This window comes from uncultured Bacteroides sp. (assembly GCF_947632445.1).
GTDB lineage: Bacteria > Bacteroidota > Bacteroidia > Bacteroidales > Bacteroidaceae > Bacteroides.
This window is the reverse complement of the sequence record NZ_CANRPM010000012.1, coordinates 19416-42584: the sequence shown is the minus strand read 5'-3', so window position 1 is coordinate 42584 and position 23169 is coordinate 19416. Positions and strand designations below refer to the sequence as shown.

19 protein-coding genes and 1 tRNA gene are annotated in these 23169 nt (G+C 46.8%); 10 read left to right on the top strand and 10 right to left on the bottom strand.

The window, feature by feature from the left end; translation table 11 throughout:
* The first annotated feature begins 3 nt into the window (after nt 1-3).
* The 6 genes from Q0Z70_RS04220 to Q0Z70_RS04195 all read left to right on the top strand — a co-directional run bounded on the left by Q0Z70_RS04220 (nt 4) and on the right by Q0Z70_RS04195 (nt 8153).
* The gene (locus Q0Z70_RS04220; RefSeq protein ID WP_298072878.1) at nt 4-657 is read left to right on the top strand and encodes a MarC family protein; all 654 of its coding nucleotides are present in this window, start codon (nt 4-6) and stop codon (nt 655-657) included.
* Between the two features lie 612 nt (nt 658-1269).
* Nucleotides 1270-2532 (top strand): GTPase HflX, encoded by a 1263-nt coding sequence (gene hflX, locus Q0Z70_RS04215; protein WP_298072877.1) that lies wholly within the window; start codon nt 1270-1272, stop codon nt 2530-2532.
* 131 nt (nt 2533-2663) lie between these two features.
* A complete protein-coding gene (locus Q0Z70_RS04210) occupies nt 2664-4655 on the top strand; it encodes a DUF4954 family protein (protein WP_298072876.1) in 1992 nt (663 codons plus the stop codon).
* 123 nt (nt 4656-4778) lie between these two features.
* Entirely contained in the window at nt 4779-6416 is a 1638-nt protein-coding gene (locus tag Q0Z70_RS04205; protein WP_298072875.1) for a fumarate hydratase, read from the top strand.
* A 609-nt stretch (nt 6417-7025) separates the two neighbouring features.
* Nucleotides 7026-7448, top strand: coding sequence for a hypothetical protein (locus tag Q0Z70_RS04200; RefSeq protein WP_298072874.1), 423 nt, complete (start codon nt 7026-7028; stop codon nt 7446-7448).
* 42 nt (nt 7449-7490) lie between these two features.
* Nucleotides 7491-8153: a hypothetical protein gene (locus Q0Z70_RS04195; protein ID WP_298072873.1), complete on the top strand. Its 663-nt coding sequence runs from the start codon at nt 7491-7493 to the stop codon at nt 8151-8153.
* A gap of 248 nt (nt 8154-8401) precedes the next feature.
* Here Q0Z70_RS04195 and Q0Z70_RS04190 read toward each other — a convergent pair.
* The 3 genes from Q0Z70_RS04190 to alaS all read right to left on the bottom strand — a co-directional run bounded on the left by Q0Z70_RS04190 (nt 8402) and on the right by alaS (nt 11732).
* Nucleotides 8402-8478: transfer RNA gene (locus tag Q0Z70_RS04190), tRNA-Met, on the bottom strand.
* A 124-nt stretch (nt 8479-8602) separates the two neighbouring features.
* Nucleotides 8603-8779: a hypothetical protein gene (locus Q0Z70_RS04185; RefSeq protein WP_298072872.1), complete on the bottom strand. Its 177-nt coding sequence runs from the start codon at nt 8777-8779 to the stop codon at nt 8603-8605.
* A 334-nt stretch (nt 8780-9113) separates the two neighbouring features.
* Nucleotides 9114-11732: an alanine--tRNA ligase gene (gene alaS / locus Q0Z70_RS04180; protein ID WP_298072871.1), complete on the bottom strand. Its 2619-nt coding sequence runs from the start codon at nt 11730-11732 to the stop codon at nt 9114-9116.
* A gap of 211 nt (nt 11733-11943) precedes the next feature.
* Between alaS and Q0Z70_RS04175 the strand changes: the two genes are divergently transcribed.
* Nucleotides 11944-12912 carry a M23 family metallopeptidase gene (locus tag Q0Z70_RS04175; protein WP_298072870.1) on the top strand — a complete coding sequence of 323 codons (969 nt, stop codon included), beginning with the start codon at nt 11944-11946 and terminating at the stop codon, nt 12910-12912.
* Nucleotides 12913-12953: 41 nt separating this feature from the next.
* Here Q0Z70_RS04175 and murI read toward each other — a convergent pair whose 3' ends face one another.
* The 7 genes from murI to ribD form a co-directional block, all read right to left on the bottom strand.
* Nucleotides 12954-13799, bottom strand: coding sequence for a glutamate racemase (gene murI / locus Q0Z70_RS04170; RefSeq protein ID WP_298072869.1), 846 nt, complete (start codon nt 13797-13799; stop codon nt 12954-12956).
* 147 nt (nt 13800-13946) lie between these two features.
* Nucleotides 13947-14453, bottom strand: coding sequence for an OmpH family outer membrane protein (locus tag Q0Z70_RS04165; protein WP_298072868.1), 507 nt, complete (start codon nt 14451-14453; stop codon nt 13947-13949).
* A gap of 61 nt (nt 14454-14514) precedes the next feature.
* Complete coding sequence (locus tag Q0Z70_RS04160) at nt 14515-15030, bottom strand: OmpH family outer membrane protein (protein WP_298072867.1); 516 nt, start codon at nt 15028-15030, stop codon at nt 14515-14517.
* Nucleotides 15031-15057: 27 nt separating this feature from the next.
* Nucleotides 15058-17682 carry an outer membrane protein assembly factor BamA gene (gene bamA / locus Q0Z70_RS04155; RefSeq protein WP_298072866.1) on the bottom strand — a complete coding sequence of 875 codons (2625 nt, stop codon included), beginning with the start codon at nt 17680-17682 and terminating at the stop codon, nt 15058-15060.
* Nucleotides 17683-17722: 40 nt separating this feature from the next.
* The gene (locus Q0Z70_RS04150) at nt 17723-18457 is read right to left on the bottom strand and encodes an isoprenyl transferase (protein WP_298072865.1); all 735 of its coding nucleotides are present in this window, start codon (nt 18455-18457) and stop codon (nt 17723-17725) included.
* Nucleotides 18458-18478: 21 nt separating this feature from the next.
* A complete protein-coding gene (locus tag Q0Z70_RS04145) occupies nt 18479-19795 on the bottom strand; it encodes a DUF6242 domain-containing protein (protein ID WP_298072864.1) in 1317 nt (438 codons plus the stop codon).
* A 126-nt stretch (nt 19796-19921) separates the two neighbouring features.
* Nucleotides 19922-20947: a bifunctional diaminohydroxyphosphoribosylaminopyrimidine deaminase/5-amino-6-(5-phosphoribosylamino)uracil reductase RibD gene (ribD, locus tag Q0Z70_RS04140; RefSeq protein ID WP_298072863.1), complete on the bottom strand. Its 1026-nt coding sequence runs from the start codon at nt 20945-20947 to the stop codon at nt 19922-19924.
* 85 nt (nt 20948-21032) lie between these two features.
* On the opposite strand from ribD, the gene prmC reads away from it, so the two are divergent.
* From prmC to pyrE, 3 genes are all read left to right on the top strand, one after another.
* Complete coding sequence (gene prmC, locus Q0Z70_RS04135) at nt 21033-21872, top strand: peptide chain release factor N(5)-glutamine methyltransferase (RefSeq protein WP_298072896.1); 840 nt, start codon at nt 21033-21035, stop codon at nt 21870-21872.
* A 2-nt stretch (nt 21873-21874) separates the two neighbouring features.
* Nucleotides 21875-22351 (top strand): regulatory protein RecX, encoded by a 477-nt coding sequence (locus tag Q0Z70_RS04130; protein ID WP_298072862.1) that lies wholly within the window; start codon nt 21875-21877, stop codon nt 22349-22351.
* Nucleotides 22352-22439: 88 nt separating this feature from the next.
* On the top strand, nt 22440-23078 hold the full coding sequence (gene pyrE, locus Q0Z70_RS04125; protein WP_298072861.1) for an orotate phosphoribosyltransferase: 639 nt from the start codon (nt 22440-22442) through the stop codon (nt 23076-23078).
* Nucleotides 23079-23169 lie beyond the last annotated feature (91 nt).

Sequence of the window (23169 nt, the reverse complement as noted above, 5' to 3'; positions counted from 1 at the left end):
ATTATGGATACAATTTTACCTTTTGCACTTTTGTGCCTTACTTCTTTCTTTACGTTGACCAATCCGTTGGGCACCATGCCTGTGTTTCTGACCATGACGCAGGGAATGACCTACAAGGAAAGACGCAGTGTGGTTACCCGTGCCACGTTGACTGCTTTTATCATTATCATGGTCTTTGCTTTTGCCGGACAGTTCCTTTTCTGGTTCTTTGGCATTTCTACCGACGGTTTCCGCATAGCGGGAGGAGTCATTATTTTTAAGATTGGTTTTGACATGCTGCAAGCGCGTTATACGCCGATGAAGCTGAATGATGAAGAAATCAAAACGTATGCGAACGATATTTCCATCACGCCTTTGGGCATTCCGATGCTCTGTGGTCCGGGAGCCATTGCCAATGCCATTGTCCTGATGCAGGATGCCCACACTTTTGAACTGAAAAGCGTCCTGATTGGTTCCATTGCTTTTATCTATTTGCTGACTTACTTTATTCTTCGTGCTTCCACACGCCTGGTTAATGTGTTGGGAGAGACGGGCAACAATGTTATGATGCGTCTCATGGGTCTTATCCTGATGGTGATAGCCGTAGAATGTTTTGTAAGCGGAATGAAGCCTATTTTGGTGGATATTCTGAAAACAGGAATTATTGCTCCGCAGTAAGTTATCGGTATAAACAATGAATCGACAATGAAATTTCTATTTCCTTCCGCTGCCACGCAGCACTTCCTGAAGTCCCGATGCAGTGCTGCGTGAGGGTGTCATGCAGTGCTTTCTGAGAAGGTGACAAAGCACTTCGTCAGAGGGTCAGCAAGCACGGCGTCAGGACGGAAGGATTTGCCCGTGAAAAAAGACGGAAGAAAAACGGGGTTTTGGCACGAATAAAACAGTCCTGTCGCACCAATTTGCTGATATACAGCTGGTTGCTGCGACAGTGACAGGGCTGTGCAAACTTTTTTGAAATAAAATAAAAAATAGGCTGCCTTTAAAGGAAAGGTATTTTTTATTTTTTCACGGAAATGTTTACCAAAGGTACTAAGGTGTCGCACTAATTTATTGAAAATCTGATACTTGATGTGACAGGACTATTTTGAACCCCTCCCGGATTATTTCCAAAGTGATTTGGGAGCTTTCATAGACAAGATAGCTGATAAAAAGGGAGGATGTTTGTTGTCCTCCCTTTTTTTTTTATGATCGTTCGATATTTATTCCCAATAAATCTTTATATTTGCCACCGATATGGAAAATAGGATGTAGAAAGTATCGACAATGGCAATGAAAGAATTTGTAATTTCCGAAGTGCAGGTGGAAACTGCGGTGCTGGTGGGACTCATTACGAAAACGCAGGACGAGCGGAAGACGAATGAGTATCTGGACGAACTGGCTTTCTTGGCTGAGACAGCCGGGGCGGAAGTGGTGAAACGGTTTACACAAAAACTGGATCAGGCTAACTCGGTGACGTATGTCGGGAAGGGTAAGCTGGACGAAATAAAACAATATATCAAGGACGAAAAGGAGGGGGAAAGAGAAATCGGTATGGTTATCTTCGATGACGAACTCTCGGCCAAACAGATTCGTAACATCGAGGCGGAGCTGAAAGTGAAGATACTGGACCGTACATCGCTTATCCTCGACATCTTTGCCATGCGTGCACAGACAGCCAATGCCAAGACGCAGGTGGAGCTGGCACAATACAAATACATGCTGCCGCGCCTGCAACGACTTTGGACACACTTGGAACGTCAGGGAGGTGGTTCCGGTGCCGGCGGCGGTAAGGGGTCGGTGGGACTTCGCGGCCCTGGTGAAACCCAGCTCGAGATGGACCGTCGTATCATCCTGAACCGCATGTCCTTGCTGAAGGAACGTTTGGCTGAGATTGACAGGCAGAAGACTACGCAGCGCAAGAACCGAGGGCGTTTGATCCGTGTGGCTTTGGTAGGATATACCAATGTGGGTAAGTCCACGCTGATGAACCTGCTGGCCAAGAGTGAAGTGTTTGCCGAGAACAAGCTGTTTGCCACGCTCGATACAACGGTGCGCAAGGTGATTATCGACAACCTGCCGTTCCTGCTCAGCGATACGGTAGGGTTCATCCGCAAGTTACCCACCGACTTGGTGGACTCCTTTAAGTCTACACTGGACGAGGTGCGGGAGGCAGACCTGCTGTTGCACATCGTAGATATATCGCATCCCGACTTTGAGGAACAGATTGAGGTGGTGAACAAGACCTTGGCCGACATCGGAGCCGCAGGCAAGCCGATGGTTTTGGTATTCAACAAGATAGATGCCTATACGTATGCGAAGAAGGATGAGGACGACCTGACTCCGCGTACCAAGGAAAACCTGTCGCTGGAGGAACTGATGAAGACTTGGATGGCGAAGCTGGAGGACAACTGCATGTTTATTTCGGCACGTGAGAAGACTCACATCGAGGAAATGAAAACGATGGTTTATCAGCGTGTGAAAGAACTGCATGTACAGAAGTATCCGTATAATGACTTCCTCTATCAGGCATACGACGAGAACGGGGAATTGTAAATAGTATGGTAGGAAACCTCTTCGGAGGATTTCTATATAGAAATCTCTATGAAACGTGGATGGATGCGGCTGCTTATCGGCCTGTCCGTTTGCGTTTTATTGTTTATAGATGATTATAAAACTGAAATAAGATGGAACAATACAGAAAACTGACCGAGGACGAAATACTTCGGCTAAAGGAACAGTCTTGTTTGGCAGACGATTGGGAGAAGATACGTGTATCAGAAGACTTCTCAACGGAGTTCGTATATCATACGCGTTTTTCAGGAGAAGTAAAGTTAGGAACTTTTCAGGCGGAGTTTACGCTGCCGGGAGGTATCCGCAAGCATTCCGGCCTGCGATACGTGACGTTGCACAACGTGACGGTGGGCGACAACTGCTGCATCGAGAACATCCAGAACTATATTGCCAACTACGAAATCGGGCACGACACGTTCATCGAGAATGTGGATATTATCTTAGTGGACGAGGTGTCGAAGTTCGGTAATGGGGTGGAGGTGTCTGTGCTGAATGAAACAGGTGGACGTGAAGTGCTGATCAACGATAAGCTTTCCGCCCATCTGGCCTACATTATGGCACTCTACCGACATCGCCCCGAACTGATTGCCCGCTTGAAAGAGATTGCCGATTACTATTCCAGCAAACATGCTTCAGCGGTGGGAACCATTGGCAACCATGTGACCATTCTGAATACAGGGTCGGTGAAGAACGTCCGTATCGGAGACTATGCCCATATTTCGGGTGCCTGCAGATTGTCCAACGGCAGCATCAACAGCAACGAGACGGCACCTGTGCAGGTGGGCGACGGGGTCATCTGCGATGATTTTATCCTTTCCAGCGGTTCGCATGTGGACGACGGCACCATGTTGACCCGTTGCTTCGTGGGGCAGGCCTGCAAGTTGGGGCACAATTACTCGGCTTCGGATTCCCTGTTTTTCAGTAATTGTCAGGGAGAAAACGGAGAAGCCTGTGCTATTTTTGCCGGTCCTTTCACCGTGACTCACCACAAGTCGACGCTGCTCATTGCGGGAATGTTCTCGTTTATGAACGCCGGTTCGGGTTCCAACCAGAGTAACCACATGTATAAGCTCGGTCCCATCCATCAGGGCACATTGGAACGCGGTGCCAAAACCACGTCCGACTCCTATATCCTTTGGCCGGCCCGTGTAGGGGCTTTCTCGTTGGTCATGGGGCGTCATGTCAATCATTCCGATACGTCGAATCTACCTTTCTCCTATCTGATAGAGCAGAACAACACGACTTATCTGGTTCCGGGTGTCAACCTGCGAAGTGTAGGAACCATCCGCGACGCGCAGAAGTGGCCCAAGCGTGACGGACGCAAGGATCCTAACAAGCTGGACTTCATCAACTACAACTTGTTGAGTCCCTACACCGTACAGAAGATGTTCAAGGGACGTGAGACGCTTCTCAACCTGCGCCACGCCAGTGGCGAGTTGTCTGACATTTACTCTTACCATAGTGCCAAGATACGTAACTCGTCGTTGGTGAACGGCATCAGGTTCTACGAAATCGCTATCCATAAGTTCTTGGGCAATTCCGTCATTAAGCGCCTCGAAGGCATCGACTTCCGCAATGACGACGAAATCCGTGCCCGCCTTTGTCCCGATACATCCATCGGCAGCGGCGAGTGGGTAGACATATCGGGCTTGATAGCACCGAAGAGTGAGGTGGACGCGTTGATTGCGAATATTGAGAGCAAAACGGTGAATAAACTGAGGGAAATCAATGCGGAGTTCGAACGAATGCACCGCAATTATTATACTTACGAATGGACTTGGGCTTACGAGAAACTAAAGGAATTCTACGGCGTACTGCCCGAAGAGATGACTGCTGCCGACATTATCCGTATTGTAGAGAAGTGGAAAGAGGCGGCCATCGGTCTCGATCGTATGGTCTATGAAGATGCCAAGAAAGAATTTTCCCTGGCTTCCATGACGGGCTTCGGAGCCGACGGTTCGCGGCTGGAGAAGGAAATGGACTTCGAGCAGGTGCGCGGCGACTTCGAAAGCAATCCGTTTGTTACCGCTGTGCTGAAACATATCGAGATGAAGAATGCGCTGGGCGACGAACTGATAGAGCGGATGAAAAGGGTAGGCAGCTGAAATTATTTCTAAAAAACCTCTATTCCCGTCGAAGAAAAGGCTTTCAATTAAAGAAATATTTCGATAATACTTCTTACCTTTGTGGCAATCAAGATTGAACAACTTATTAAACAAATTGTAATTATGGCAACAACACCTCCGTTCAAGTATCAGCCCATGTTCGAAAAGGGAAAGGATACGACTGAGTATTATCTGCTTACCAAGGACTATGTGTCTGTAAGCGAATTTGAAGGGAAACCCATCCTGAAGATTGAGAAGGAAGGATTGACCGCCATGGCCAACGCTGCCTTCCGCGATGTGTCGTTCATGTTGCGCCGCTCGCACAACGAGCAGGTGGCCAAGATCCTGAGCGATCCCAAAGCCAGCGACAACGACAAGTACGTGGCACTGACTTTCCTGCGCAATGCCGAGGTGGCCGCCAAAGGTCTGCTCCCCTTCTGCCAGGACACCGGTACGGCCATCATTCACGGCGAGAAAGGCCAACAGGTATGGACGGGCTACTGCGACGAGGAAGCTCTGTCGCTGGGTGTGTACAAGACTTATACCGAGGAAAACCTGCGCTACTCGCAGAACGCTCCGCTCACCATGTACGAGGAGGTGAATACCAAGTGCAACCTGCCCGCACAGATTGATATAGAAGCTACCGAAGGCATGGAGTACGAGTTCCTCTGTGTGACTAAAGGCGGCGGTTCGGCCAACAAGACTTACCTCTATCAGGAGACGAAAGCCATCTTGAACCCCGAAACGTTGGTTCCATTCCTCGTAGAAAAGATGAAGACGCTGGGTACGGCGGCTTGTCCTCCCTACCACATTGCCTTCGTTATCGGCGGTACGTCGGCCGAGAAGAATCTGCTGACCGTGAAGCTCGCTTCCACCCGCTTCTATGACAACCTGCCTACGACGGGCAACGAATACGGCCGCGCTTTTCGCGACATCGAGCTGGAGAAGAAGGTTCTCGAAGAGGCTCACAACATCGGCCTGGGCGCACAGTTCGGCGGCAAGTACTACGCACACGACGTGCGCATCATCCGTCTGCCGCGTCATGGGGCATCGTGCCCCGTAGGGCTGGGCGTATCGTGCTCGGCCGACCGCAACATCCGATGCAAGATCAATAAGGACGGCATCTGGATTGAGAAGCTGGACAGCCATCCGGGTGAACTGATTCCCGAAGCTTTGCGTCAGGCAGGCGAAGGTGACGCTGTACGCATCGACCTGAACCAGCCGATGGCCGATATTCTGAAAGAACTGACCAAATATCCCGTAGCTACGCGCCTGAGTTTGAACGGTACTATCATCGTGGGCCGCGACATTGCACACGCCAAGCTAAAAGAACGTCTGGATCGCGGTGAAGACCTGCCCCAGTACATCAAGGATCATCCCATCTACTATGCCGGACCGGCCAAGACTCCAAAAGGTATGGCCTGTGGTTCCATGGGGCCCACAACGGCCGGCCGTATGGATCCTTATGTCGATTTGTTCCAGAGTCATGGCGGCAGCATGATTATGCTGGCCAAAGGTAACCGAAGCCAGGCCGTAACCGATGCCTGCAAGGAGCACGGCGGCTTCTACCTCGGATCCATCGGTGGCCCTGCAGCCATCCTGGCACAAAACAATATCAAGAGCATCGAGTGCGTGGAATATCCCGAACTGGGTATGGAAGCCATTTGGAAGATTGAAGTGGAAGACTTCCCTGCCTTTATCCTCGTGGACGACAAGGGCAACGACTTCTTCAAGCAACTGAAACCCCGCTGCTGCAAATAAGTGACGGTCGCTGAAGCCGGCTAATTACGGACACATAGGTATATGAATTTGAGGAATTAAGACACAGGGAGAAACTCCCTTTTACCGAATGTGTATGCAAGGCAGGACGGCGTGTGTGCGGTATCAATTTCACCGTACATACGCCGTTGCTTAATTAAATGTATGATTGTTGCTTCTTTTTACGTTGGCCCATTGGAACTCTGACAGATTTTTCTCTGTCCTCTTTTTGCATTTATCAGCATTTTTAATTTGACTATTCAAAACCATTCGCTAACTTTGCAGCAATTTCAGCCGGCTATTGAGTTAGGACGCTGGAAGGACATATTATTAACGAAAGGTGTTATTGAGATTATCTTCTATGTTCAAATCTCGCAAATTTGACAAAGGTACGAAGATGATAGCAATAGCACCCCATCATTTGATATAACCTACCTTATTTTCTATAAGGCCTTGGATATTGTCAAAATTGGTGTGGGTCGCTATTGTTTTATCCGTACCAAAGGCAATGCGAGAGCCTGAACATAGGATAAACAAATAAGTGCCCACACCTTTTTCTATTTAATAAAACAGCTTTTTAAGGGTACTGAAAAGCATAAATAGAAAAGAAAGATGAAAACTTTTAGATCTTTAGGAATGGCTTTATTGGCCGTAGTAATGTGTGTGAACTTGGCTTCTTGCAGTAGCGATGACGGTGAAGAAGAAAGTAACGGTGGTAAATCAACAATAGAACTATTGCAAGGGATATGGTATGATCCTTATACTGATGGTTATCCCTATTTTATAGTTGAAAAAGACTATTGCTATTTTTCAGATTACCCATCAGCAGTATATTATGAAGAGAAACACAAATACACTTTTAACTCTAAAAACAATATATTGACGTGCTATCAATATTATGAAGATGATGGCACTTACGATGATGAACCTTTTTATTTGAGAGTTAAATCTATATCGGATACCAAACTTATTATGGAATTTATGGATGATGACCTGCAAACCGTTGAAAGTACAAGAGATTGTGTAAGACAATAGCAGTCAATATTAAAATGTATATTAATCATATAATATAAGCATATGGAATTTAAACCGCATTTTTTTGGAGTACAAATAATAGAAAATAATATTTCGGTAGACCTAATAGCACCAGAAGAATTACTAAAAGAATTACCAAAATACCAATTCCTGCTATCCGATAAAATAATTAATGATTATAATGGTAACATAAGCTATGGGATTAACATACAGCAGTTGACGTCTAAAGAATATATAGAATTCTTTGGTTGGAAACTTATAAGTCTTAAGTTTTTGGGAAATTGGTATGGGCAAACCGGCTATTGGGATTTGGAAGACCTAAATGGGATACGGAAAAGTATTTCTACAACTAAGCATAACTGGTACCATCAAAATTCTAAAGATATGATTTTGGAATCCATTATAAGCGCAAAGTCTTTTGCACAAAGCAACTACTCTGTAGCTTATACAAACTTCCTTGACAGTGTGGAAAAACATTCGCCATCTCCATCGACAAATGAAAAAATTTCTCTTGAAAAGTTTATCAGTTTGATTTCTGATACGAAAAAGTTCATAGAAGATTATCAGAATGTATTGGCAACTATTTCAGACAAGAATGAGAGTCGCGATATCTCTCTTATTGATGAATTGAATAAACTACTTACAAATCATATAAAGATGCATTATCATTATGAGATAGAAATGGAAGCTGATAGCAAAAAATAATCTTACCGGCTACAAACTTACAGTTGCCCGACTGTAAGTTTTACAGTCGCTCGGGTACAAGTTCGCAGTTGGGCAGCTACAAGTTTGTAGTTGGTAAGAGATCGGTTCTCGGATTGGGGGTATCCGGTTCTTCAAACCATGCAGGGATTTTTCGTGTCGTTTTTTGACTTTTACATTGCTCCTTTTTGCCAATAGGAAATAAAAAAGACTGTCAAGTGTGGAAGTCACTCAACAGTCTGAACTTTTTGTGGTAGCGGGACCCGGGATTGAACCGGGGACCTCATGATTATGAATCATGCGCTCTAACCAGCTGAGCTATCCCGCCATCGTTTCTCAATTGCGGATGCAAAGATATGACTTTTATTTAAACCTTCAAATTATTTCTTTCTTTTTTCTTCCTTTTTGTGTTTTAGGGCGCAAAATGATAGGAATGGAGATGCATCTTTCAATTATTCATTATCAAGATATTTCTTTCCGATAAAGCCCTTGCCGCAATCATGGCATTTGTAGAGTGAGCGTACTCCTTTGCGACCGCTCTTCTTGACATGTTCGCCAGCCGTCCGCGCGTTACGGTTCAGGTACTGAATGCCGACGGGTGGATTGGTGATTTGGAACAGTAAACTCACCTAAATTGCATACGTCTGATTTATAAAAAGTTATCAGTTTATTCCTGCTTAATAAAAATAAACTGTCAGTTTACCATCTTTAAACTGTCGGTTTAACCTGTTTAAACTGCCAGTTCACTCCGTTTGAACTGTTAGTTCAACGCCTTTGAACTGGCGGTATATTGCCTTTGAACTGGTTGGTTCGTGTAGGGGAAGCCGGTGCATGGCATCGGTAATTAAAACAACAAAGAAACCGACGGAGATAGGTAGTGAAAGAAAAAAGGATGTGTTCCGTATATGTGGAACACATCCTTTTCTTAGTTCAGGCCGGCAACCTGCCGATGCGGTTGGTGCATCAGAGTCCTGCCAGTTCTACAATCTTGTCGACCGCTGCGCTCAGGCCATCGGGATTTTTGCCACCGGCCGTTGCGAAGTGAGGCTGACCGCCGCCACCGCCCAAAATCAGTTTGGCTGCTTCCTTCACCAAGGTGCCGGCTTTCAGGCCGTTGGCTACCAAGTTGTCGCTCAGCATGACGGTGAGCATCGGCTTGCCTTCGAACTCGGTGCCAGCCACGAAGAAGAGGTTCTCCGTAATTTGGCTGCGTAGCTGGAAGGCGATGTTCTTCACCGTTTCGGCGGGCAGGGGAGCGCAGAACTTGATGAGTTTCACACCGTTTACCTCCTTGATGCTCTGCAGCAGTTTGTTTTTCAGCAAGGCTTCTTTTTCCTTCATGAACTCCTCTACCTGCTTCTTCAGCCCTGCATTCTCCTCGATGTATTTGCGGACGGTTTCGCCCAGGTCGGGGGCGTTATTGAAGAGGGCTCTCAGGTTGCGGATGGTATCTTGCAGGGTGTCAACCAGTCCTTCTACACGGGCGCCTGTATAAGCCTCGATACGGCGTACACCGGCTGCTACGGAGCTTTCGGAAATGATTTTTACCATGCCGATGTTTCCGGTAGCGGCTACGTGCGTACCACCACAGAACTCGATGGAAGAGCCGAACTGGATGACGCGGACGTGGTCGCCGTACTTCTCACCGAAGAGGGCGATGGCACCCAGTTCCTTGGCTTTCTCGATAGGAATGTTGCGGTATTCGTTCAAAGGAATATTGGCGCGGATCTTGGCGTTGACTAAGTGCTCAACCTGACGCAGTTGCTCGTCGGTCACTTTCTGGAAATGCGAGAAGTCGAAACGCAGGGAGTCCGGCGTCACCAGCGAACCTTTCTGCTCTACGTGATCGCCCAGCACAGTACGCAGTGCCTCGTCCAGCAGGTGCGTACACGAGTGGTTGGCGGCACAGGCAGCGCGTTTGTCGGTATCTACGCAGGCCATCATCGGTGCATCGAGGTGTTCGGGCAGCTTCTTGGCCAAATGGATGGGCAGATTGTTTTCCTTCTTGGTGTCGATGATGTCGATGGTCTCGAATTCGCTCACCAATACACCCGTATCGCCTACCTGACCACCGCTTTCAGCGTAAAACGGCGTCTTATCCAGTACAATCTGGTAAAGTGTCTGGTTTTTCTGTTTTACCTGACGGTAGCGCAGGATGCTGGTTTCATATTCTGTATAGTCGTAACCTACAAATTCGGTGATGCCTTCCTTCAGTGTAATCCAGTCGCCGGTCTCTACGGCGGCGGCGTTGCGGGCACGTTGTTTCTGCTGCTGCATCTCGGTGTCAAATTCCTTCGTGTCAGCCGTCATGCCGTTCTCTCGGAGAATCAGTTCGGTCAGGTCGAGCGGAAAGCCGAAGGTGTCGTACAGCGTAAAGGCATCCTTGCCGCTGATTTCGGTCTTGCCGGCAGCTTTGGCTTCGGTCATAGTCTTTTCGAGCAGGCGAATACCTGTCTCCAATGTACGCAGGAAGGCTTCCTCCTCTTCCTTGATGACCTTGACGATGAGGCCTTTCTGGGCATTCAGTTCGGGATAGGCGACGCCCATGTTGTCTATCAGCACGGGCAGCAGCTTGTACATGAACGACTGTTTCTGTCCTAAGAAAGTGTAGCCGTAACGGACGGCACGGCGCAGGATGCGGCGGATGACGTAGCCTGCCTTAGCGTTGCTGGGCAGCTGTCCGTCGGTGATGGAGAAGGCGATGGTGCGGATATGGTCGGCAATGACGCGCATAGCTACGTCCTTCTGCTGGTCTTCGCCATACTTGGCACCGGTCATGATTGCGATGGCCTGGATAAGCGGCTGGAAGACGTCGGTATCGTAGTTGGAAGTCTTGCCTTGTATAGCCATACAAAGACGCTCGAAGCCCATGCCGGTATCAATTACCTTTGCAGGCAGGCCTTCGAGGCTGCCGTCGGCCTTGCGGTTGAACTGCATGAACACGAGATTCCATATCTCGATGACCTGTGGATGGCCTTGGTTCACCATGTCGCGGCCAGGCATTTGTCTCTTTTCTTCTTCGGAACGGAGGTCGATGTGGATTTCCGAGCACGGGCCGCAGGGACCTGTATCACCCATTTCCCAGAAGTTGTCGTGCTTGTTGCCGTTGATGATGTGATCCTTCGGCAGGAACTGTTCCCAGTAGGAAGCAGCTTCGTCGTCGCGGCTCAAGCCTTCTTCAGGGCTTCCTTCGAAGACGGTGGCGTAGAGGTTCTCAGGATTGATCTTCAGCACATCCACCAAGTATTCCCAAGCCCAGGAGATGGCTTCCTTCTTGAAGTAGTCGCCAAACGACCAGTTGCCCAGCATCTCGAACATGGTATGGTGGTATGTGTCATGACCTACTTCTTCCAGGTCGTTGTGCTTTCCGCTTACGCGCAGACACTTCTGTGAGTCAGCCACTTTCTTATATTTGACGGGATGATTGCCCAAAATGATGTCTTTGAACTGGTTCATACCTGCGTTGGTAAACATTAGCGTAGGGTCGTCCTTAATCACCATGGGAGCGGAAGGGACGATGTGGTGCCCTTTGCTTTCGAAGAAATTCTTAAACGAGTCTCTGATTTCGTTTGCAGTCAACATATACTATCTATTTTTTAAGTTTCAGAATGCTGAGGTTTTTCAAGTTAACTTATGCTTGTCCTTGCTGTCTTTTGTAAGGTGGGGACATCCTGCTTGTTGGAAAAAGCGGAATGTACAAAAGCTCAATAACTTAAAAACTCAAAAAAACTGTGCAAAGATAGCTCGTTTTTATTACTTTTGCCGCATGGGCTAATGAAATATTTCCAAAAAGATGCGCAAAGTTTACTACATATACAATCCGCAAACGCAGACTTACGACCGCATTTACCCTACGTTGAAGCAGCGGGTAATGAGTTATCTGCGCCGTCTTTTCATTGGCATGGGATTGGGAGCGGGCAGTTTCATGGTGCTTCTTCTAATTTTCGGTTCACCTTCGGAAAAGGAATTGAGGATGGAGAACAGCCAGTTGCAGGCGCAGTATAATGTACTCTCGCGTCGGATGGATGAGGCTATGGGCGTGTTGCAGGACATTCAGCAACGTGATGATAATCTTTATAGAGTTATCTTCATGGCTGACCCCGTGCCGACAGCTATCCGTCAGGGAGGTTATGGGGGGACTAACCGTTACGAACACCTGATGAAGATGGCCAACTCGAAGCTGGTGGTACATACCACACAGAAGATGGATATGCTCGCGAAGCAACTCTACATTCAGTCGCATTCGTTCGATGATGTGGTTCGCATGTGTAAGCAGCACGACGAGATGCTTCGCTGTATTCCGGCCATACAACCAATTTCCAATAAAGACTTGAAACAGACGGCTTCGGGCTATGGTACACGTATCGATCCGATATATGGCACGACCAAATTCCATTCGGGTATGGACTTCTCTGCCCATCCTGGCACAGACGTTTATGCGACGGGCGATGGTACGGTGGTAAAGATGGGTTGGCAGACGGGATATGGCAATACGATTATCATTGATCATGGTTTTGGTTATCAGACGTGGTATGCCCATTTGAAGGATTTCCGTACTAAACTGGGCAAGAAGGTGGTGCGTGGAGAGGTGATAGGCGGAGTGGGCAGTACAGGTAAAAGTACCGGCCCGCACCTACATTACGAGGTCCACGTCAAAGGGCAGGTGGTTAATCCGGTCAATTATTACTTTATGGATCTGAGCTCCGAGGACTATGACCGCATGATACAGATTGCAACAAATCATGGTAAGGTACTTGACTAATTCTGTAAAGTATCAATATAGATACGTTGCATTTTGCAATGCTAATCATTAAGGTCCAGATGACTGACTTGAATCGGTTCATTAAGGAAGGCCGATGCGGAGTCGGCAAATTTCTCTTCAGCTTCTGTGGTAAAGTAAGTACAAGTTCCTCCATGTGTGCATCGTTCGTTCATTTCGGGATGGCGTTTGAGGTAATCCAGCAAACTGTTGGCTACTAACTCACCTTGCGAAACAATGTGGATACTTTCTGGTACATATTGCTTTATTTTGGGCAAAAGCAGAGGATAATGAGTACACCCTAAGATGATTGTGTCAATCCGATTGTCTTTGGCAAGCAGCTCGTCGATGTATTTCTTCACGAAGTAGTCGGCACCCGGTGCTTGGGCTTCGTTGTATTCAACAAGTGGAACCCACATGGGACACGCTTGTCCTGTTACCTTGATTTCCGGGAAAAGCTTATGTACTTCCATGATATACGATTCCGATTTGATAGTGCCGGAGGTGGCCAGGATGCCGACATGCTTACTTTGGGTAATACTGCCGATACACTCTACGGTGGGGCGGATGACACCCAATACACGCCGGTTTGGGTCGAGCTGGGGTAAATTATTGATTTGTATGCTTCGCAAAGCTTTGGCTGAAGCAGTGTTGCAGGCCAATATGACCAGATGACAACCCAGTTCAAAGAGACGTGTTACAGCTTGTAATGTGAATTCATATACGATTTCGAAGGAACGCGTTCCGTAAGGCGTCCGAGCGTTGTCGCCCAGGTAGATGAAGTCGTTCTGCGGAAGTATTTCTTTGAATTTGCTCAAGATGGTCAGTCCGCCATAACCGGAGTCGAAAACGCCGATAGGGCCCGGTTGGGATGGTAATATATGTTTCATGCCTCGTTTTTTGAGTAATCTATTCACAAACTTACTGATTTTATTCGAATATCAAGGTTGTTACGGGAGGCTATTTTGCATAATGCCCAAAAAAATCCCGAAAATACATAGGATGCATTTCGGGATCGATTGGTTTATAAGTTGTGATTATTTTATTCCGAGTTGGGCTTTTACCTTCGCGGTCAGATCAATACTTCCTGCGCCGATGTAAGCAACCGGTGTACGGGCGATATCGAAGATATAGACAACGTCTTCTGCTTTACCTACAGCTTGAACAGCATCGTCCAGTTTCTTATAGATGGGAACCATAGCTTCTTGCTGAGCCTTTTCCATTGCTTGATAGGCTTCCTGTTGGAATTGTTGCTGGCGTTGTGCCATGTCCTGCACTTCTTTTGAACGTCTTTCCAAAATGTTTTTAGGTAGAGAATCCTGTTGTTGAAGCAGTTCCTGATACTTTCTGTTGAATTCTTCTTCCGAACGTTGCATTTCTTCACGATATTGTTTTGACAATGCATCCAAGTCGGCCTGTGCTTTAGTGAATTCAGGCATCACGGTGATGATTTCCTGCGAATTCATGTGGCCGAATTTTGCTTGTGCCATTGCTCCCAAGGGGAGGATGAACATAACTGCGATGAGTGCGATTTTTTTAAGCATAATGTTTATTTTTAAATTGATTATTATTCCTTTTGTTGACTTCCGTGCAAATATATTGATTTTAATTGGAATATCCTAACCTTGCCAGCACTTCGTTGCTGATATCGATTTCAGGAGAGGCAAATATGATGCTGGAGGCCGATGCACGGTCGGTTACAACTGCATATCCTCGTTGGGTTGCGATTTCTTTGACAGCGTTGTAGATTTGATCTTGAATCGGGCCTATTAAGGCTTCGCGTTTCTTATAAAGTTCGCCTTCGGGACCAAAATATTTGTGGCGGAGTTCAGCCAAAGACTTCTCTTTTTCTACGATTTCATTCTCTTTCTGGGTGCGTTGTGTTTCCGTCAGGTTCTTGGCTGCAGCCTGATAACTCTCATATAAACTTTTAGCTTCCTGTCCCGCTTTTTCTATTTCTGCCTGCCATTGTTTGCTGGCTTGTTCCAGTTGTTGGTTGGCATTTTCGTAAGCAGGAATATTCTCCAGGATATATTCCATGTCAATCAACGCAAACTTCTGCGCATAGGTTGTCACACTGAAGATGGTCAGTAGCAACAGGGTAAAAACACTCTTCTTCATAACTTATTGGTTTTGGTGAAACTAATGTTAGAATTCTTGTCCCAGGATGAAGTGGAACTGGCTTCCGCCATACGAACTTGAACCACGTACTTTGTCGAAACCATAAGCCCAGTCGATACCCATCATACCTACCATCGGGAGGAAAATGCGGACACCGACACCAGCCGAGCGTTTCAGTTCGAAGGGATTGAAGTCGTTTACTTTTTGCCAAGCATTACCGGCTTCGACAAAAGTCAGGGCATAAATGCTGGTACTGGTTTCGAGCATCAGCGGGTAGCGCAACTCAAGGCCAAGGCGAGTATAGGCATAACCTTCATTCCCATAAGAAGCTAATGAACCGTTTTCGTAGCCACGCAGGGCAATCGTTTCGGTCGCGTAGTAGGAATAGCCGGTCATACCGTCGCCACCCACTTCGAAGGTGCCAAACGGTGACTTCTTATGCTTATCATAATGGCCCAGCAAACCAAATTCAACACGACCCATAAGAACAGGTGTACGCTTCACGTTGTATGGGTCCATCAACGGGATGTACACTTTCGATTTGAATTTCCATTTGTGATATTCTACCCACTTGTGCATCTTGTTGATGTCATCCTGATTGTTCAGGTTGTATTTGCTATAGTCTATTCCGTTAAACAGAGAGTAAGGCGGTGTAAACTGTACTGAGAGCGAGAATTCAGATCCTTGGCGCGGATAAATCGGGCTGTCAATAGAGCTTCGCGAAAGGGTCAGGTTGATACTCAAATCGTTACACTTTCCGTTGGTTACAGGGAAGTATTGCCAGTCTTTCAAAATATAACGTTGATAAGAAAGCTCGGCGGTGAACTGGAAGTAGTCATCGGGCCACTTCAGACGCTTACCAAACATGACAGCTAAACCATACATTTGAACCGACTTGTCAGGATCATAATAGTTCTCATAGTTCGTATAGTTACCATAGTTGTAGAGACCATAGCCATACATGCCGCTATAGAGGCTGTTGTAGTAGCTGTTATAGTAAGCATCGTTATAGTAGCGGCTACTGATATCTGTCTGGCGAGAATAGAAGGCTGACACGGAGAAAGCATTCGGACGCTTGCCGCCGAACCACGGGTCGTAGAATGATACACTATACGACTGGTAGTATTTAGCGTTGGTTTGGCCGCTGATAGTCAGTGTCTGTCCGTCACCTTGCGGCAGGATGCCTCGATAGTTCTCACCTGGGTGTAGCAAGTTAGCCAGCGAGAAGTTGGTAAATTTCAGGCTAAGTTTACCGATAACACCAGTCTGTCCCCAACCTGCCGAGAATTCCACCTGGTCGTTGGCTTTGGAAACAAGCGGATAGCCGATGTCTACCGTACCGTCTTCAGGACGCGGCTTAATGTCCGGTTGAAGTTGCTCTGGGTCAAAATGTCCCATCTGTTGTATTTCACGCAGGGAACGCATCAATTCCTCACGGCTGAAGAGGTCGCCCGGACGGGTACGAAGTTCGCGGCGTACAATATTCTCGTAAACACGGTCGTTACCGCTGATGATAATCTTATTGATGGTAGCCTGACGCCCTTCGTAGATACGCATTTCAAGGTCGATGGAGTCGCCTACGATATTTACTTCTACAGGATCGAGACTGTAGAACAGATAACCGTTGTTGTAATACAAATTCCCGATGGCATCTTCATCGGTTGATGTACGCTCTTCGAGTAACTTCTGGTTGTAGACGTCGCCTTTTTTCATGCGAAGCAAGTAGTCCAACTGTTCAGATGGATAAAGCGTGTTGCCCACCCATGTCACGTTACGCAGGTAGTATTTCTGCCCTTCTTCGATTTGCAGGTAAACGTTGACGGTCTTTTCATCATAAGGTGTCACACTATCGGTCACAATTATGGCATCACGATAACCCAGCTCGTTATACTTGTCGATGATGAGTTGTTTGTCTGCCTCGTAGTTTTCCTCTACGAACTTCTTGGTGCGGAACAGGTTCAACAGCTTGCCCTTTTCGTTGGTCTTCTTCATCACGCGTTTCAGTTTCTTGACGGTGATGGCGTTGTTTCCTTCGATTGTAATCTTGTGTACCTTTACTTTCTCTTTTTTGTCGATTTCAATGTCGACAATCACTTGATTTTCATTATTCTTATCATCTTTTTGATTGATGATGACTTCTGCGTTTTTAAAACCCTTGTCGTCGAAATAGCGATCTATCAGGGTTTTGGCACGGTCTATCTGATTGGGAGTGATCTGATTCCCCTTGATCATTCCGATTTTGGCCTCCAAGTCTTCGCGTTCAGACTTCTTGATGCCATGAAAATGAATCTCCGATACACGCGGACGCATCACCACGTGGATGGTGAGCCATGCCTTATCGCCTTCCACCTTGTCGCATGTGATAGATACGTCAGAGAAAAGTCCGTGACGCCAATAGCGTTTACAGGCTTGGGTGATTTCATCGCCAGGGATGGTGATCAGCTGTCCTTTTGAGAGGCCGGACAGGTTGATGATGACATAATCTTCATAATTTTCGGCGCCTTCCACTTTGATGTCTGCTATTTCATATTTCTTCGGGGTGCCATAGAGCACAACGGGTTTTTCTGATTGGTTGTCTTGCGCAAATGCTGTCGGCAGGCAACTAATGAGGAGAAGGGCTGTTACGAATATGGAGAAGATACGATAATGCATTATTTCACTGATTACAGATTACTATATTCTATTTATGGTTTCAACTGATTTGTTCACTGGTTTTACCAAATCTTCTTTCACGTTTCTGATAGTCACAGATGGCGCGACAGAATTCTTCTTCGTGAAAGTCGGGCCAATAGGTGTCGCAGAAGTAGAGTTCCGAATAGGCACATTGCCACAACAGATAATTGCTCAAGCGGATTTCACCCCCTGTCCGTATCAGTAAGTCGGGGTCGGGCATGAAGTTGGTAGCCAAATGCCGGCTGATGGTACGATCATCTATTTGTTCTGGAGATAGAATACCGTTTTTAATCTTTTCGGCTATTTGCCGTGTTGCTTCGGTTAGCTCCCAACGAGAGGAATAGCTTAAGGCCAGGACGAGGCACATGCCTGTATTGGCCGATGTATGTTCGATACAACTGTTCAAACGGTTTTGTACATTGGCAGGCAGTTTGGCGATGTCACCAATCACACGGAAACTAATGTTGTTTTTCATGAACGTTTCTTCCTCAATGGAATTGAACAGCAGTTCCATTAGTGCACTGATTTCTGCTTCAGGACGGTTCCAATTTTCGGTAGAGAATGTGTAGAGAGTCAAATATTTGACACCCATCCTTGCTGCTTCTTCGGCTATGATGTGCACAGTTTCTGCACCGGCTTGGTGACCAAAACTACGTTCGTGTCCGCGTTGCTTGGCCCATCTTCCGTTTCCATCCATGATGATGGTTACATGCTGTGGCACCCGATCAAGGTCGATTTGTTCTCTATATGACATCTTTATATCTATAAAGCGATATTAGTATTTCTTTAATTTGTTGAGGCAACCGCGCCATACTTCGTTTGTGGCACCTCCCCATATGATCCAAATGAAATTGTTTTTGTCTACTGAGATTGTGTATGAGGTGCCTTTCGATGCGAATTCTGTGGGGAATAAGAATTTTTTCCTCTGCTTTTCCCATGCGATACCGCCTGTTGCCGATTTATAAAAAGCTTCCAGTTTGCCTCCCATGATGTAGAGTGCATCGTCATAATAGATGATGCTGGGATTAGTCAAGGCAGGACAATGTGAAGTGGTCGTAGTGATCAGATTTACCCAGCCATAACCAGTCATAGACGACCAGGGTACGGTTTGTTCATTGTTATCTTGTGACACGTTGCCTACCAAGAATGCCTTGTTCAGACCGTTCGATGTAGTCAAGGTGCAAGCGGAATAGTCAGCGGTTGGGAAGTCTTCGGGTACTTCGTCCTGCTGAACCCATGTGGCGCCTTCAGTGATACAAAAGTATTTCTTTCCGTCGATTTCGCTCTTCATAATAGCGCTCAGTTGGGTAGGAGTTCTGCTGATTTCGTTGGCGGGAAAAGCAGTCAACAGATTTACGATATGCCCGCTCAAAGCTTCCTGCTTTTGCCAGTTGATACCATTTGTCGAAGAGTAAACAGCTCCCTCTTCTGTATTTACCCAAAGTTTTCCTTGAAAGTTGGTGAGAGTGTTGAGTTTAGTGTTGGTTGGCAGGTTGGGCGTAATACTCTGCCAGCTGTATTCACTGGGGACAATGGATGTCTTGTAACCGGCATTGGGGGCATTGAAGACAAACAATTCGTCATTTAATACAATCGATTTCAGACCTTGTTCTGTCGTTGTGATAGCAGGAGCCGAAGCCATTTTGTGCCATACAAGCGAGTCTGGATCTTCCTTGTGGACATTGATAATTAGCCTGTAGAGGCGGCTTGTGATGCCGTCTGCTGCTATCACCTTGAATTGCAATCCGCTTTCCGAGTTCATGGCGGGAAGCAGGTTCTGGTAGTTGTCCGTATTGAACAGCGTGTCAGGCGTACCCGACATGATAATGCCGCTTGTCGTTGTAAATGTAGTGATTTTGATGCTGTCTATAAGGGTATCAGCACTCATGGGGAGGGAGTCGCGATTATAGATGAGTCGCTGAATTTGGTCTATTTCGAATTTATAGTTTACGCCATAAATAGTGTCGAGCTTGAATGCGTGAACGGTAGCATCGGTGCTGTATTCATAATTGTTATCTGAACTCAGACACGAACTGATGACAATAGATACAATAAGAAAATTTATGATAACGGATAACAGTTTTAATCTCATTTGTTGTTATATTGTTTATTCAAACTGCAAAAATAGGAACATTTTTTTCTATAATTACCTTTACGGAGAAGTTTTATATAAAATTATAGATAATATGAGCCTTTTTGTCGATAAAATGGTTCAGCGTTAGAGGCCTTGTCGGGTAGGAGTACCTGTTCCCGTCAGATGTTTTTCCTGTGCGAAGTAATGACGGTATCCTCGCCTAAAATGGCATTCCCTGCGGTAGATGTTCTGCGGGGATAACTGGGGAGCTTTCACGCCTTCGCCCAGTATCAGGGGCGTTTCTTCTACAATGATTTCGTCCCATAAGCCAGCGTTGATAAACGACTGGAGAAGTTGGCGTCCTCCTTCCACCAAAAGAGATTGTAACTGGCGTTCGTACAAATCTTTCAATATTTCGGATAAGTTTTCTTTTACATATACCAATGTGGGCTGTGAACCGTCGAACAGGTTTAGGTCTTGGGACAGACGATGGTGTCGGTCGATGGTGATGCGCACGGGGGTGGAACCATACCAGTGGCGCACGTTAAGTCGGGGGTTGTCGAGCCGTGCGGTGTCAGTGCCTATGAGGATGGCGGCATGTTCCGTCCTCAGTTTGTGAACCAGCATGCCGGTCAATGGACTGGAGAGTATGGTCGGGGTGCCTTCCGTCCTTAGCCGGTCAATAAAGCCGTCGGCCGACTCTGCCCATTTCAGGGTGATAAAAGGACGCTTTCGGGTGTGGAAAGTGATGAAACGGCGGTTCAATTGCAGGCATTCTTCTTCGAGTACCCCTACAATAACCTCGCGGCCGGCATCGCGCAGCTTCTGTATGCCTTTCCCTGCTACTTTCGCAAACGGGTCTTGACATCCGATAACGATGCGTGGTATCTGTTTTTCTATGATTAAATCAGCGCAGGGAGGCGTTTTGCCATAATGGGCACATGGCTCCAGGCTGACGTATATAGTCGATTCCTTCAATAAATCGGGGTTCTTGACGGAGCGGATGGCGTTCACTTCGGCGTGTGTCTGTCCGCAACGCACGTGATATCCTTCTCCTATGATTTGTTCATTGTGTACAATGACTGCTCCTACCATCGGGTTGGGGGCTGTGTTGCAGAGCCCGTTGTATGCCAGCTGGATGCAGCGTCGCATGTATTTTTCGTCTTCCATATACTTCTTTTTAGGGGATAATGTGTACTTTTGCAGTTTAGTTTAAAAGACTTCTTTATCCCTTGGGGTGTTTTAATAATTAATGATGAATAAGATCGTTGCCCATATCCGTAGCCGTCTTCAGCCTTATTATACGGCAGAAGAAGTTTCCGCCCTTTCACGTTTCGTGTGTTGTGATCTGTTGGGACAGGCGCCGACCGACTATTATGTGGGCAAAGATATAGTTTTATCTCCAAAAAAAGAACAAGAACTGGAAGACATTCTGCAACGTTTGTCCCGATTTGAACCTTTACAGTACATCGAAGGCCGTACTTTTTTCCTCGGAAGAGAGTTTTTGGTTGCACCTGGTGTGCTCATCCCGCGTCCTGAGACGGAGGAACTGGTGGAACTGATGCTGAAGGAAATACCTGCGAATGCACGGATATTGGATGTGGGGACTGGTAGCGGTTGCATTGCCATTTCGCTGGCCAAAGAGCTTCCCGATACCTCGGTGACGGCTTGGGACGTGTCTCCCGAAGCCCTCGGCGTGGCACGTGCCAATGCCCGCAAGCTTCAGGCGGACGTGCGTTTTGTGGAGTGTGACGTACTCACCTGCCGGATGGACGAAGCCGGATCATGTTATGATGTCATCGTAAGCAATCCGCCCTATGTCACCGAGGCCGAAAAGGTAAATATGAAGCCCAATGTACTTCAGTGGGAACCATCCCTCGCTCTGTTTGTGCCCGATGACGATCCCTTGCGCTTTTACCGTTGCATAGCCACCTTGGGGCGCGGTATGCTGAACCGGGGCGGCCGGCTTTATTTTGAAATCAATAGAGCTTATGGCCGCGAGGTGGTGGATATGCTTCGTGTGATGGGATATGTCAGGGTGCGTGTGGAAAAAGATTTGTCACAAAATGATCGTTTTGTAATTGCTGAGAAATAGAGATGAATAAGGAAATGGATGTAAAGGAAGCTTTGACGCGTCTTTCCGCCTATTGCTCCGTAGCAGAGCGTTGTCGGGTGGATGTGGAAGAAAAGCTTTTCCGTTGGGGAGTAGAGCGTGAAACCGCAGAAGAGATTATTGCCACTTTGGAAAGCGAACGTTTTCTCGATGAAGAGCGTTATTGTCGGGCTTTCATCCGCGACAAGTATCTTTTTGCCCGCTGGGGGAAGGTGAAGATTGGATTGGCATTGAAGACCAAGCATTTGCCATCTACGGTTTATGCACCATTGCTGGACGAGGTGATCGATGAATCCGATTATTTATCGGGACTTCGGGCCCTGCTGACTGCCAAGCGGAAGACAGTGCGTGCTGCCAATGTCCGCGAGTTGGAAGGTAAACTTGTCCGTTTTGCCTTAGGGCGCGGGTTTACGATAGAGGATGTACGCCGTTGTATGGATATTTCTGAGGAAAATGAATAGATGGACAAAAAATATGTATCTTTTCATTTTTTACTTTCATTCCGATTCCGTATTTTTGTACCATATTTGATCGTAAGAATAGTTTGCTATGAGAAATTTAGAAAAATTGTTTGCAGAGAAATTGCTGAAAATCAAAGCTGTAAAGATACAACCGGCTAATCCTTTTACTTGGGCTTCAGGTTGGAAATCGCCTTTCTATTGTGATAACCGCAAGACCCTTTCTTATCCTTCTCTTCGCAATTTTGTAAAGATTGAAATTACGCGACTCATTTTGGAACGTTTCGGACAGGTGGATGCTATCGCTGGAGTAGCTACGGGCGCCATTCCTCAGGGTGCTTTGGTGGCCGACACGCTGAACCTTCCGTTTGTATATGTACGCTCCACTCCTAAAGACCATGGATTGGAGAACCTGATCGAGGGCGAGCTTCGTCCCGGTATGAAAGTCGTTGTCGTTGAAGATCTCATTTCGACGGGTGGTAGCAGCCTGAAGGCTGTTGAGGCCATTCGTCGTGACGGTTGTGAGGTGATTGGTATAGTAGCTTCTTATACTTACGGCTTCCCCATCTCTGAAAAAGCCTTCAAGGAAGCAAAAGTGCCTTTGGTTACACTGACCAACTATGAAGCTGTACTCGAAGTCGCTTTGCGTACCGGCTACATTGAAGATGGCGATATTCCTACGTTAGAAGAATGGAGAAAAGATCCTGCACACTGGGATGCCGGGAAGTAAGAAATCTTGTTTTATGGTGATAGTTAAAGAAAGAACCGTTCGGGCAATTCTGCCTGAAAGGTTCTTTTTGTCTTTATTTAAGTTGAAAATA